The 13,147-nt window shown below is 34.6% G+C and carries 10 protein-coding genes; 6 read left to right on the top strand and 4 right to left on the bottom strand.

Features of this window, described 5'->3' with window-relative positions; translation table 11 throughout:
• Positions 1 to 159: 159 nt before the first annotated feature.
• The gene (locus CWS20_RS03925) at positions 160 to 1,098 is read left to right on the top strand and encodes a LysR family transcriptional regulator (protein ID WP_066200022.1); all 939 of its coding nucleotides are present in this window, start codon (positions 160 to 162) and stop codon (positions 1,096 to 1,098) included.
• Between the two features lie 299 nt (positions 1,099 to 1,397).
• On the opposite strand, the gene CWS20_RS03920 is transcribed toward CWS20_RS03925, so the two are convergent.
• Both CWS20_RS03920 and CWS20_RS03915 read right to left on the bottom strand, forming a co-directional pair.
• Positions 1,398 to 3,029, bottom strand: a complete 1,632-nt coding sequence (locus CWS20_RS03920; RefSeq protein ID WP_083957455.1) for a long-chain-fatty-acid--CoA ligase — start codon at positions 3,027 to 3,029, stop codon at positions 1,398 to 1,400.
• A gap of 831 nt (positions 3,030 to 3,860) precedes the next feature.
• A complete protein-coding gene (locus CWS20_RS03915; protein WP_066200025.1) occupies positions 3,861 to 4,748 on the bottom strand; it encodes a LysR family transcriptional regulator in 888 nt (295 codons plus the stop codon).
• Between the two features lie 159 nt (positions 4,749 to 4,907).
• On the opposite strand from CWS20_RS03915, the gene CWS20_RS03910 reads away from it, so the two are divergent.
• The 3 genes from CWS20_RS03910 (at position 4,908) to CWS20_RS03900 (ending at position 7,528) form a co-directional block, all read left to right on the top strand.
• Complete coding sequence (locus CWS20_RS03910; RefSeq protein WP_066200029.1) at positions 4,908 to 5,546, top strand: chromate transporter; 639 nt, start codon at positions 4,908 to 4,910, stop codon at positions 5,544 to 5,546.
• Between the two features lie 4 nt (positions 5,547 to 5,550).
• Entirely contained in the window at positions 5,551 to 6,093 is a 543-nt protein-coding gene (locus CWS20_RS03905; RefSeq protein ID WP_066200032.1) for a chromate transporter, read from the top strand.
• Between the two features lie 772 nt (positions 6,094 to 6,865).
• Positions 6,866 to 7,528, top strand: coding sequence for an SDR family NAD(P)-dependent oxidoreductase (locus CWS20_RS03900; protein WP_066200035.1), 663 nt, complete (start codon positions 6,866 to 6,868; stop codon positions 7,526 to 7,528).
• Positions 7,529 to 7,717: 189 nt separating this feature from the next.
• Here the strand turns inward: CWS20_RS03900 and bla are convergent, their stop codons facing one another.
• A complete protein-coding gene (gene bla / locus CWS20_RS03895) occupies positions 7,718 to 8,641 on the bottom strand; it encodes a class A beta-lactamase (protein WP_083957512.1) in 924 nt (307 codons plus the stop codon).
• A gap of 57 nt (positions 8,642 to 8,698) precedes the next feature.
• Complete coding sequence (locus tag CWS20_RS03890) at positions 8,699 to 10,708, bottom strand: penicillin-binding transpeptidase domain-containing protein (protein ID WP_066200041.1); 2,010 nt, start codon at positions 10,706 to 10,708, stop codon at positions 8,699 to 8,701.
• Between the two features lie 169 nt (positions 10,709 to 10,877).
• Between CWS20_RS03890 and CWS20_RS03885 the strand changes: the two genes are divergently transcribed.
• Together CWS20_RS03885 and CWS20_RS03880 are read left to right on the top strand one after the other, a co-directional pair.
• Positions 10,878 to 11,264: a BlaI/MecI/CopY family transcriptional regulator gene (locus CWS20_RS03885; protein ID WP_066200045.1), complete on the top strand. Its 387-nt coding sequence runs from the start codon at positions 10,878 to 10,880 to the stop codon at positions 11,262 to 11,264.
• 1 nt (position 11,265) lies between these two features.
• A complete protein-coding gene (locus tag CWS20_RS03880) occupies positions 11,266 to 13,080 on the top strand; it encodes a BlaR1 family beta-lactam sensor/signal transducer (RefSeq protein ID WP_066200047.1) in 1,815 nt (604 codons plus the stop codon).
• Positions 13,081 to 13,147 lie beyond the last annotated feature (67 nt).

Raw genomic sequence — 13,147 nt, 5'->3', positions numbered from 1 at the left:
TAATATCAATAATCATAATAATCATAATAATATATCATGATTATTAAAAGTTCAGTAATCGGAAGGTATGTTAAAAAATTATTAATAGCTAGGAATATAAAGATCATTAATAATTAATCAAACACTATGGATTTCTATCAATGTACTAGAGGTGAAACAATGCGTATTGATCAACTTATATTCATTACTGATATAGCAAGAACTGGATCTATTGCGAATACGTCCGAACGCCTTTATGTATCTTCTTCTGCAATAAGTCAAGCGATCAGACAATTAGAAGAAGAGCTTGGAGTAAAGATATTTGAACGCTCTAGGACTGGCTTAGAGCCAACTCGAACTGGACAAAAAATAATCATAAAAGCCCAAAAGATTATTAACGGTATAGAAGATTTAAAAAATGAGGCAAAATCAGATTCTGCTGAACTTGAAGGACATCTCACCATTTCAGCCGTCTCTAGCTTTTGTAAAATTATTATTCCTAAAACATGTGCTGAAATCAAAGCCAAATTCCCAAGAATAACCTTTGAAATTAATGAAAAAAATCCTCACCAGGTTAAAAAAGATGTTCTTAGAGGCAATGCTTCTTTCGGTATTAACTTTTATACCTATTCGACACTTGAAGATAATCAGCTACTTACTACCACACATCTTCTAGATACACCCATGATGGTTTGTTTTAGAAAAGATTCTGAATTGGCAAGAATAAACAACATTTCAATTGACGATATAATTAAACATCCTATTGCTGTATCCTTTACGGATAATAAAGATAAAAATAAATATTACGCTCCAATATTTGGTAAAAATCGAGAATTAAAGACTATTATTCAATCACAAAATTCAGATACAAGAAAGTATTTTATTTCACAGGGGATTGCAGTCGGAATTGAAACACGGTTAACTTTGGAATCTGATTCATTTTTCCATCACGAAGATTTTATAATTAAGCCGATATTCGGAATCAATACAATACTTTCTTATTATTGTATTCGACTAAAAAACCAGCATTTTACTGCTGCAGCTCGGGAATTTATGAAAGAACTTTGTACTCAAGCTAATAGATTCAAAAATGAAAATAAAAGCATTTTGAGTAAATAAATTTTAAAGGGTGGATAGTCTAGTTAAAGAAGGGATTTATAGATTTGCCCCTTCCTTAACTAGACATTGATTGGTTTGAAAATAATTGCTCTTTTAGCGGCTTGGTCAAATCCTACCATTGAATATAGCTTGAAACTTACTTTTGGTTATAAACAGTATTCTGTAACTTCATAAAATGTGAAATTACTTGTGTGCCATAAGCCAATATTTTATGGCAGAAAGTGTAGGGAAGATCATAAAAATTCTAAATACATTTTAACTCGTTTATGAAAATTAAAATCAAATGGAAGTACAGGCACTTATCTCTTTCCTTTTGTAAAATCAGATACTCTTATTTGTTCAAGATGCTCTTCTGCCAATGCACGACGCAAAATTTTCCCTACCGCTGTTTTTGGCAATTGTTCCCTGAATTCTATCTGTTTTGGTATTTTGTATTTTGCCAGCCTATCTCTGCACCATTTAATGATTTCCTCTTCTGTTAACGAATTTTGTTCCTTTACAACAATGGCAGCTTTGACCGTTTCTCCACGATAGGCATCTGGGATACCAAATGTACATGCTTCAGCGACCGCTGGATGCTGGTACAGGATTTCATCAATCTCGTTAGGATAGATATTGTATCCTCCAGCGATGATCATTTCCTTTTTTCTTCCGACAACGTATAAGAATCCATCTTCATCCAGCAAACCAGTATCTCCTGTATACAGCCACCCATTACGTAAAGTTCGATTTGTTTCCTCAGGGTTTTTCCAGTATCCTTTCATAATTTGTGGACCTTTTAAGAGAATCTCCCCGCATTCTCCTATTGGCATTTCTTTCAAACCTGTTTCAAGATCAACGATCTTTACTTCCGAGTTAGGAACTGGAATCCCTACACTCCTTGTTTTTCTAATATCTTTATTTTTCAATAATGTACGAATAAAAATACCGTTGGATTCCGTTAATCCATATGTTTCGGAAATACGCACTCCCGATTTTTTTTCAAAAGCTTGCAACACTTCTAGAGGAATAGGAGCAGAACCCGATCTGCATACTTTTAAAGAGCTTAAATCATCTTCCTGAAAATCAGGATGATTTAATAATGCAACAATTACTGTTGGGGGCGCCGAAACCTGAGTTGGTCGATATTTTCGGATCTTGCATAGGGCGTCGCTTATTCGGAAGTGCTTAATGGGGATGTAGGCTCCTGCATAGAAAATACAGGACAACATTAGCATTAAGCCAGCACCGTGAAACATTGGAAAAATACCAAAAAAGCGTTCACATGGACGCTGAAGTGCCCCATCATCTGTGATATACGTATGATAAATGGCAGCTACAGTATTATAATGGGTAATCATCACTCCTTTTGGTGTTCCAGTCGTTCCTCCAGTATATTGTAGTACAGCAATATCTTCTTTATTATTGATTTGCAGCATGGGAAGGTCATCGTTCTCTTCCTCGATCCAATTGTATAAATAGTGATTTGGATTTTCATTAAAATTTCTATCTATAGTAACTATTGTTAACTTACTTCTATACCTAAGAGCATCCAGTTTCTCAATTTGACTACTCTCACAAATCAACCAGGCCGGCTCGGAATTATCTAGCATAAAATTCAATTCGTGCTGCTGATACATTGGATTTAACTGTACGACAATACCACCCAATCGTTGAACACCAAAATAAGCGATGATGTATTCTTTGCAATTGTACAGCATAATACCAAATCGATCGCCTCTCTTAAATCCACGTCGATGCAATGCAGCTGCAAAGCGATCAACTGCATGTTTCAGTTCGATATATGTAAGCTTCATGGTTTCCTCGATGATTGCTAAATGATCTGGAAAATCCTGACTAGCACGTTCTAGAAAATGATAGATAGAGCAAGAGGGTATCTCAACTTCAGATGGGATGGATTCCGGATAACTCGCATGCCATGCTTTTTTCATGCTTATAGCTCCTCTCAAAGTATTGATAGATGATTAAAATAATGAAGGTCACAAACAATGTGTGTAGAAAGAGTCTATCTAATCTTACGTTACTTATTGCTTTAATCTAGAGGAATTCGTTATTCAACTAGACTTTAGAATTTAATGTTTTAAAATTCATCCGCAACTGTAAATCTGTTATAATAATCTCCTCGGGCACGTACTAAAACATAAGTGTCTAATCTCTAGAAATGCAATGACCTCTTTTACGTTCAAGGTAATCATGTAAAATTACTAAATCTAGCTCACAGAACTGTTTTTAACTAATACATACACTTGTAATCTTCAGTAATCAATTCCCAAACTTTCAATGTATCATTACTACTTTAGCTGTCATCCCTTCATAAAGTTCTTCTGTATAAAGGCTTTTAAACCGGAATCATACTTACAGCGACCACTTAAACTTTTTTCCCAAAGCAAACACCCTCTTTTTTGTACAGTATGATAAATCATCAATATCCAAAATAGAAAGAATATTAAATTTATAATAATTTTATAGTTGAATTTTATAAAGGATAAATATTTAAAGGTAAGTTAAGTAAATATTATGAGCTAGTCATGAGCAAGAATAGTTATAAAATTGGTTAATTTACACTTTATTAAAAAATAACAAAAACGATCCTCCGGTGAGAATCGCTCTAACTATTTGTCTCTTAATTTATATAAATAAAAATTTGAAAGCCTTTGAATTATTTTCTATTTTTCCTAGTCAGTTAAATCTCGATAGGCTACTTCTAACTTAAAAATATATTCCTCCAAGATTTAATCAAACTTCACTCTTCCTTACCCTTATCAAATACTACTCTTTACAAATTTCACAAAGTCTGATAAGCCCTTTCTGTTAAATCTTTGAGGTTTTTGTACCATCCACAAATTTCTTGTTAAATCTATTTTTGTTATATTGACCTTTATTAATTGACCTTGTTCTACTTCCCTTGCAACAGCTAATTTAGGAAGGATGCTAATTCCGAGCCCAGCTTCGACCGCGCTCTTTATTGCTTGAGTGCTCCCGATCTCCATGTAATTGATTGTTCTATCCAGCACTCCGTATTCTTTTAAAATACTTTCAACAATATGGCGTGTGCCTGAAATGGATTCTCTCCAAATCATCCGTTCATTCACTAACTCATCAATCGGTACGTCCTGTCGATTCCTCCATTTATGGTCAGGAGGGCAAACAAGTACTAATTCATCTTCTGCAAACTTCTTTACAAGGAGATGATTAGTTTCAACAAACCCTTCTACAAGTGCCAAATCTATTACGTCATTAGATAAATCTAACAAAACCCCTGGTGTATTTTTAATTGTTAATGTAACTTTTATTTCTGGTCTTTGTTTTTTAAATTTCCCCAATAAGGAAGGCAATAGGAACTCTCCAATTGTAAAGGATGCACCGATACGAAGATTTAAATGATATTCACCTTGCTGAAGTAAAATCACTTCTTTTGATCGTTCAAAGTCATGGATGATCGCTTTTGCGAAGGGATAGAGAATTTTCCCTATCTCTGTTACAATCATTTTCCCATTGGTACGATCAAATAATAAGGTGCCATAAAAGTTTTCTAATTGGTTTATTTGTCTTGTCACTGCCGGTTGTGAAACAAAGCTTAATCGTGCTGCTTGACTGATACTTCCTTCATCTACCACTAAACAAAATAACTTCAAACTTTCTATATTCAAATATGGCTCCCCCTATCCTTTCTTAATTTAATCCATTTTAACATGTCAATGTATAACAATTTGTTATATGCTATGCATTTATTGAAATTTACCTATCTTCATCCACTTGGTAACTTAGAAGAAGGAGAATTTTTATAATTCACGAGGAAGGAGAAATATATGAATGATCAATTGAAAATGCTTTTTCAAATCTTTTGGACATTTTTTAAAATTGGACCGGTTACATTTGGCGGGGGATATGCGATGATTCCGCTTATTGAGAAAGAAATAGTAGAAAAGAGGGAATGGTTAAAAATCGATGATGTGACAGATATTTTTGCGTTAGCCCAATCCGTTCCGGGAGCCATTGCCTTAAATGCCTCTATATTTATTGGACATCGTATAAGTGGAGTAAAAGGCTCAATTGCAGCTATGCTTGGAATTTTACTCCCAACTTTTATTATTGTTCTTTCATTAGGAATGCTCTACATGTTAATCAAAGATCATCCAATGGTTGAGGCGGCATTTACATCGGTTCGTACAACCATATTAGCATTAATTGTATACGCGGCAAAGAAGATTGGAAAAACAGCTATTTTTGATAAATCTACACTATGTATTGTAGTTGCCGGAGTCCCTATTCTTTTCTTTATTCATCCTATTTTTGTTATATTAATCGGTATGCTCATGGGGGTTATCATCGTTTGGATTAAAAGAAAATTAGGCTATTTCACTATATTAGACAGACAACATAAGGAAGCTGATGGTGGAAGTAAAGATTGTTCATTAAGTGTAGAACCGTTAGAAAAAGGGGGTTGACACCATGATATTAATACAATTATTTAAAACGTTTGTTATTATTGGATTCGTTTCATTTGGTGGAGGGTACGCTATCATCCCTATAATTGAAGCTGAGGCAATAAAACACGAATGGATAACAGCGCAGCAGTTTATTGATATTATTGGAATTTCAGGCATGTCTCCAGGACCAATTGCTACAAACAGTGCCATTTTAGTTGGACATTCTGTATCTGGGATCATAGGTGCAGTTATATCTGCCTTAGGAATCTCACTTCCATCTTTTATTCTCGTCCTTATTATCGCCGCTTTTTTCCAAAAGATAAATCATTATTCTATTACAAAATCAATTTTTTATGGGTTAAGACCCATTGTTACAAGCTTGATCATCTATGCGGCATTAAAATTTGCAATTACGAATAATATGATAAGTTTATATTTTTCTTGGCATTCGTTAAGTTTGTTCATTGTTTTCTCCTTATCATTACTATCCCTTTGGAAATTACGTTGGCATCCCTTTTTAGTTATTTTACTTTCGGGATTTGTTGGAATAACGATTTATTCTTAAAAGAAAGAAGACTGCATTTTTTCCCAATATAAAAACCAAGAATCTTCACTGTACAAATAGTTGAATTGAACTTCATATGTTTGTTATGGTATGTAACCCGAGTAAAACCCTCCAATTGGTACTTTAGTTTTTAAGATAGATGTACAAGTCAGGATATAAATGATATTCAAATATGTATTATAAAGCTAATTAGTGTTTCTGATGACATCTAGAATCGAATGAACTTTTGGTTAATAGAAATTCCATTTACATTCAATTAGACTCCATAATAAAAATCCCTTCTGATTACTAGACATCTACAATCACGCATAATATACATTGGGAACCTACTTGAATGGAAAAGATGACAATAGTTTGAAACCGGCCTTTTTCTTTGAGTTTTGAAAGTTGTACATCATCGTTGAAACTCTCTATGCATTAGATGTAAACTTATCAAATAATCAACAGGAAGGTGCAGCAACTTGCCACACTATCCTCATACTCTGCCATCTTTTCTAGTTTCCTTATGTCGTGCTTTAGTCTTTTGTACTGTCATTCACTTTTTAAACGACTTTCCTAAAGCTTCAATGTCCAATCTATTATATCGCTAAGAATCAGCACAAACTGCCATATAATTATTTAACATTGACTCTCTTTCTCCCCTATAATAATCGTTAAAACAAATGCTTATTTCCCTGAAATAATGAACTGAAGATGCCTTTTTAAAAAAGCATTTCCATCCCTTCTAAAAAACAAGTATGATACATTAGAACAAAAGCGAAGGAGATTAAACATGAAATCTATTATTGTTACCGGTGCAGGCACTGGGTTAGGCAAAGAGCTTGCCATTGGATTTGCGAATCAAGGATATCACATTATTTTAGCTGGAAGATCATTAAGGAATTTACAAAAGGTTGAAGCGGCAATAAATGAACATGGCAAGAGTGCCACTTCATTCGAGGTTGATGTAAGAAGTCAGGAAAGTGTGCAATCGTTTATGAAAAATATACAGCAATCTACCCTATACGGTTTAATTAACAATGCAGGGGTTGGCCATTTTGGTCCATTTGAGAACTTAACGACGACACAGCTTGAAGATATGCTTCAAACAAACTTGTATGGCACTATAAATATGTGTCAGGGTGCTCTTCCTCTATTAAAAGAGGAAAACGAGGGATTCATTATGAATATTATCTCAACTGCCGGTTTAAAAGGAAAGAAGCATGAGACGGGTTATTCAGCTAGCAAATTTGCGCAAAGAGGACTTACCGAGAGCCTTCAAAAAGAGTATGAAGGTTCAGGAATTTCAATTAAAGCCGTATATATGGGCGGCATGGATACTCCTTTCTGGGAAAGCAGCGACCATGTTAAGGATAAATCCAGATTAAGATCACCACGTGCAGTAGCTGAAAAAATTATTGAAAAAATTAAAGAAAATACGATTATTTTAGATTAATAAAAGAGTAGAGTGTTTTTGTTAAGTAACCTTATAAGACTCATCAAAAAAATGCCTGGCTCTATAACGCAAAGACTTGAGCCAGGCATTTTCAATTGTTTTTTTACTTGAAAGCTACTGCTGACGAATTGTTATTGCATCATTCTTTTATCCTTTTTTCAAAAATAAATGATCTTGTTGAATCCGCCATTATTTTTCAAGGATATTGATGACTTCCTTCGTAGCCTCCGCTATCAATTTATCGTCCGTCTCAGCATCCTTTTTATCACGGCTGGAAAGTATGGCAAGTACAATTGGTTCTCCTTTCGGCGGCCAAATCACAGCAATGTCATTTCGTGTTCCATATGATGCCGCCCCAGTTTTATCGCCAACTTCCCATCCTTTCGGAACGCCGGCACGAATTAAAGCATCTCCAGTTGTGTTTCTCTTAAGCCAATCTGTTAAAATAGCACGTTTTTCTTCTGGAAGTGTGTCTTCAATGACGTATGCCTTTAGACTTTCAGCCATTGCTTTCGGTGTGCTAGTATCCTGAATTTCTCCTGGCTTTACATCATTTAGCTCTGGCTCAAATCTTTCAGGATTTGTCACCGCATCCCCAATCTCTCTGAGCGATTTTTTAAAACCATCAGGTCCGCCAAGTTCTTTAAGTATAAGGTTAGCCGCTGTATTGTCACTATACCGGATAGAAGCATCTGAAAGCTCTTTTAGCGTCATGCCTTTATCAATATTTTTCTCTGTGATCGGACTGTACTCAACTAGGTCATCATGATTATAGGTAATTCTTTCGTTAAGTTCCTCAATAGACTTTTGCTGTAAGAGTGCACCAACTGCTAAAGCTTTATGGGTAGAGGCATAGGCAAAACGGTCATCTGATCGATATTCCACCGTTTGATTCGTGCCAGTATCCAACGCAAAGACGCCAAGTCTAGCATCGAATTCCTCTTCCAGTTTGCCAAATTTTTCTGCAATTACGCCGCCTTCCTGTTTCGGCTTCACCTCAGCAGTATCAGCCTTATCTTCAGAGCAGCCTACTAGCGCTAAACATGAAAGAAGCAGTAAAGGGACAACCTTTTTCGTCTTTTTAATCATAGAATTTGTGTTTAATAATTTCATCATATATTTATCTCCATTCATCTTTTTTTAGTTAATATATTTTCGATTTACCATTTCTCATCTTTGCATGTAGGCTGACAATGTATTTTTGCCAATAGGTATAGCAGCTCGGCTTCCTCCTTTCTCTTTTACATCCTCTAGCACGATTGCAAGTGATATTTTTGAAGTCTCTAAATCTGTTGCAACGAACCAGCCATTTTCACTTCCGGCATGATCATCTTTGGATACTTTTATTTCTGCTGTGCCTGTTTTACCAGCTAATAGTACGCCAAAGATTTTAGAATTGCTTGCGGTGCCCCCTTCTTCATGAATGACAGCAGTAAATGCATTATTCAATGTAGACAGATGCTCAGGTGAAATCACACCCTCTTTCCAAACCGCCGCATTTTGATTATTTGTTTGAACAAGTGTAGGCGTCATAATACTTCCATTATTTGATAAACTACTATACGCCAGAGCCATATTTAATGAAGTAACCATTATTTCGCCTTGTCCATATCCTGAATCAGCAAGGAGAATTTCACTGTTCAAGCTGCCATCATTTGAGATTTGGCTTGTGGTTAATGGATAGCCAATTTTTAATTCTTCGCCAATTCCAAATTGTTTTGCCCCTGCAATGAAATCCTCACTTCCCATATCCAGCGCACTCATAGCAAAATAAATATTATCCGAGTATTTCACTGCATCTTTAAGATTAACGGATGATTGATGATTCACCCTTGTAATACTATAATTCCCCCAAGAACGATCTTTTTGCCATGAACGGCCATTCATTTGAATTTGCTTTTCTGGATCAATTATTCCTTTTTCAAGTCCAATAGCTGAAGTAATTAATTTAAAGACAGAACCTGGAGAGTAAAGTTTACTAAACCTATTTTCTTCATCAGCAAAATCATTTTCTTCACGCAATTTTTGTTCTTCTCTCGTTACATATGTTGTGTAACGGTTAGAATTATAGGAAGGTGAACTAACAAGAGCGAGAACTTCTCCAGTTTTTGGATCAACAGCTGCTGCAGATCCTTTTTCTCGATTCATTTCATCATAAATTTTAGCTTGTAATTCAGAGTCAATTGTCAACCGAATATCTTGACCGTTTTTCGGTTCTTTTTTTGCAATTGTTTTAACCTTTTCCTCGTCTCTTTCAATAAAAATCTCGGCTCCATCACTTCCGCGTAATGTATCTTCATATACTTGTTCAAGACCTGCTTTTCCAATAAGTGAGGAAGCACTATATCCGGTTTCCTTGTGCTTTTCCAATTCCTCGGCATTAATGCTGCCTACGTGTCCGAGAAGCCTGCCGAAGCCTTCATGATTCTTATATATCCTTGAAGGTTTATTGTATATAAAAATTCCATCTTCCCTTATTTCTTCCACCCTTTTTAGTTTTTCATTATCAGGCAGTATATCGACAATTGGAACGAAATAATCTGGATTTGTGTTCTCATCTAATTTCTTCGTAATCTCTTCTTCACTTATTTCTAATATCGCTGCCAATTGTTTTATTTTCTTTTCGCGATCGTTTTTGTCGAAGATGGACGGGTTTATTCCGACCGTTTTGATTTCTCCATCTTTTGCAAGCGGGTTGCCATTTCTATCTAGAATACTTCCTCTTTTTGCTTGACTAATCTTTACTCTAATCTTGTCCCCCCTTTGCATATTCGGAAAAATCAAGCTGTCGTTCCATTGGATTTTCCATTCTCCCTTTTCCTTTACTAACTTTAGCTGATAATCTGTTACATCCACCTTACCTGCCACTGTTTCCATTTCTATTGAGAATGGAATCACATCCTTTTCATTTGCCGGTTTATTTTTTTTTATGTTTATACTATTCGCTTGGATGCCAGAGTATATATTATTGTATCTTGTTACAAACTCTTCCTCTGATATATACTCTGTTGATTCCTTAGATAAGATAGAATATAGATTGGCATAATCTTGTTTCGATAGATTTTCAGAAAACAGTCTAAAAACCTCTTCTTGTTTATTTTCTTGTGAACACCCGGATAGCAATATGAAACAAAATGCCAGCATCATTACGATGAGCATAAACGGTTTATTTTTATTCATTAAGTAACCTCCTAAAAAAAACAAATATTACAGTTGTAGTTTTTAAAAGTATTACACATGTAAGATTTAATTGCAAGACTTATTATTAAATTGTAAGGGTAATTTGACTAATAAACATATGAACCATATAATTATAATATTACAATCGTAAGTTTAAAGGATGGTTAAGATGGAAAAATTACCTCAAATCTCAGAGGCAGAATTAGAAGTAATGAAAATAGTTTGGAAACATCCGCAAATAAATACAAATGAGGTCATTGAAAAGTTATCCAAAACAAGTGATTGGAGTCCGAAAACGATTCAAACTATGTTGTTACGGCTTATAAAAAAAGGTGCGCTGAATCATGGCAAGGAAGGCCGTGTGTTTGTCTACACACCGAATGTAGCTGAAAGTGACTACATTGAAGTTGAAAGCCGTAGTTTTTTAAATCGTTTTTATAATGGCACGCTCAACTCGATGGTATTAAACTTTTTGGAAAAAGATAAGCTATCAGATGATGAAATTGATGAGTTGCATCAAATATTAGAAGAACGCAAGAATAGAAAGAAGGAATAATATGGGCAGTTCTTTCTTTACTGTTTTTTTTATTAGTAATCTCATTTTATCCTTGGTATTTTCTATCATCATATTGATTAAAAAATTATTAAGAGCGCAAACAACTGTAAATGCACAATTTCATATCAGTTTAATTGCACTTGTCACATTGATTGTTCCGTTTATTCCCTTTCAATCTTTAAAAATAAATTCTTTATTTGACTGGATGGTAAACTTCGGAATAGATTATCCAAAGCTAGCTAATATCAATTCAACAGGCAATGCTGCTGGCACAATTGATCAAAATGCAAATTGGCTACAAGACTTTACGATGTCGATTGAACAATCTCCACTTGGTCCAATGAATACTGTCTTTTTTATTGTTTGGATATTAGGAATAATTGTTATGCTTTCGGCTACTTTATATAGCAATTTAAGAATCTATAAAATTCGTAAAAGCGTACAAGAAGTGAAAAACAAAGAATTATCTACCCTTTTTTATACATGTAAAGAAGAAATTCATATTCAAAAGAAGATTATATTTGGCTATTCTTCATTCGTGACATCGCCGATTACTTTCGGGCTTATTCGTCCATATATTGTCATACCGAAAAATATTTCCACTCTTTCAAGTGATGAAATGAAGTTCGTTTTGCTCCACGAGCTGCACCATTGTAAACGCAGAGATATTCTATTCAATTATCTAATGTGCTTATCTAGAATTGTGTATTGGTTCAATCCTCTCGTTTGGTATTTGTTAAGAGAGATGAAAACTGAAATGGAGATTTCATGCGATTATGCCGTTATCAAAACGTTAGACGAGCAAGCGCAAATCAAATATGGTGAGGTTATCTTAAAATTTGCTTTGCCATCAAAACGATCATCTACCTTTTTGTCACCTGCTTCAGAAATCAGCAGCTCGTTCAAACAAGTAAAAAGACGTATAGTTGAAATCGTAAATTACAAAGTGGAATCAAATCAGCTTAAGATGAAAAGTTCACTCGTATTTATCATAGTTCTTGCTATCATCTTAATTAGTATCCCAACAATATCTGCATTAGCAGTGGATAAAGAGACGCATGCATTTTCTAGTTCAAATGTTGTTTACAAAGATTACAGTCATTTTTTTGAAGAGCTTTCAGGCAGTGCTGTCATATATGATTCAAAAAACAAGAAGTATACGATACACAATAAAGAAGAAAGCATCACGAGATTCGAGCCGAGTTCCACTTATAAGATTTATAGTGCATTATTTGCGTTAGAATCTGGAATTATTACAAGGGATCATTCTCAAATGGCTTGGGATGGCAATCAATATCCTTATGAGGAATGGAATCAAGACTTAGATTTATTCTCTGCTATGGACATATCTGCCTCATGGTATTTTCAAAATCTCGATTCACAAATAGGCAAAGAGAAATTGAATAATTACTACAAGCAAATTAATTATGGTAATGAAAATTTATCAGGTCATATTTCTAATTATTGGTTCGATGGCTCGCTAAAAATTTCTCCAGTTGAACAAGTAGAAATGTTAAAAAAGTTCTATAATAATGAATTCGCATTTGAGCAATCCAATATCCAAACTGTTAAAGATTCTCTACTTCTAGAAGTTACAGACGGCAAGCGGTTATCTGGAAAAACAGGAACTTTAAAAGTAAACGGGGAAAAGTATAATGGATGGTTTGTAGGCTATGTAGAAACTGGAAATAATACTTATTTCTTTGCTATTCATATTGAAGGTAAAAAGCCCGCTGGTGGAGTTTATGCAACGAATATTGTTCTATCGATTTTAGAGGAAGAAAACATTTTTCACTCTACAACACTAGGTAAGTAGTTTATCCAAAAAAAGCTCAGTCCTTTTAGGACTGAGCTTTTTTGATCCATTCGGGTTAACTTTTTTG

It is taken from the genome of Cytobacillus horneckiae (assembly GCF_002835735.1).
GTDB classification, from domain to species: domain Bacteria; phylum Bacillota; class Bacilli; order Bacillales; family Cytobacillaceae; genus Cytobacillus; species Cytobacillus horneckiae.
The sequence above is the reverse complement of the archived record's forward strand: the minus strand, read 5'-3'. Positions and strand labels throughout refer to the sequence as shown.

Excerpts from the sequence above, each read along its gene's own strand:
- CWS20_RS03925 (WP_066200022.1), top strand. The coding sequence starts at position 160 with ATGCGTATTGATCAACTTATATTCATTACTGATATAGCAAGAACTGGA.
- CWS20_RS03885 (WP_066200045.1), top strand. The coding sequence starts at position 10,878 with ATGGAAAAATTACCTCAAATCTCAGAGGCAGAATTAGAAGTAATGAAA.
- CWS20_RS03905 (WP_066200032.1), top strand. The coding sequence starts at position 5,551 with ATGATATTAATACAATTATTTAAAACGTTTGTTATTATTGGATTCGTT.
- CWS20_RS03900 (WP_066200035.1), top strand. The coding sequence starts at position 6,866 with ATGAAATCTATTATTGTTACCGGTGCAGGCACTGGGTTAGGCAAAGAG.
- CWS20_RS03910 (WP_066200029.1), top strand. The coding sequence starts at position 4,908 with ATGAATGATCAATTGAAAATGCTTTTTCAAATCTTTTGGACATTTTTT.
- bla (WP_083957512.1), bottom strand. The coding sequence starts at position 8,641 with ATGAAATTATTAAACACAAATTCTATGATTAAAAAGACGAAAAAGGTT.
- CWS20_RS03890 (WP_066200041.1), bottom strand. The coding sequence starts at position 10,708 with ATGAATAAAAATAAACCGTTTATGCTCATCGTAATGATGCTGGCATTT.
- CWS20_RS03880 (WP_066200047.1), top strand. The coding sequence starts at position 11,266 with ATGGGCAGTTCTTTCTTTACTGTTTTTTTTATTAGTAATCTCATTTTA.
- CWS20_RS03920 (WP_083957455.1), bottom strand. The coding sequence starts at position 3,029 with ATGAAAAAAGCATGGCATGCGAGTTATCCGGAATCCATCCCATCTGAA.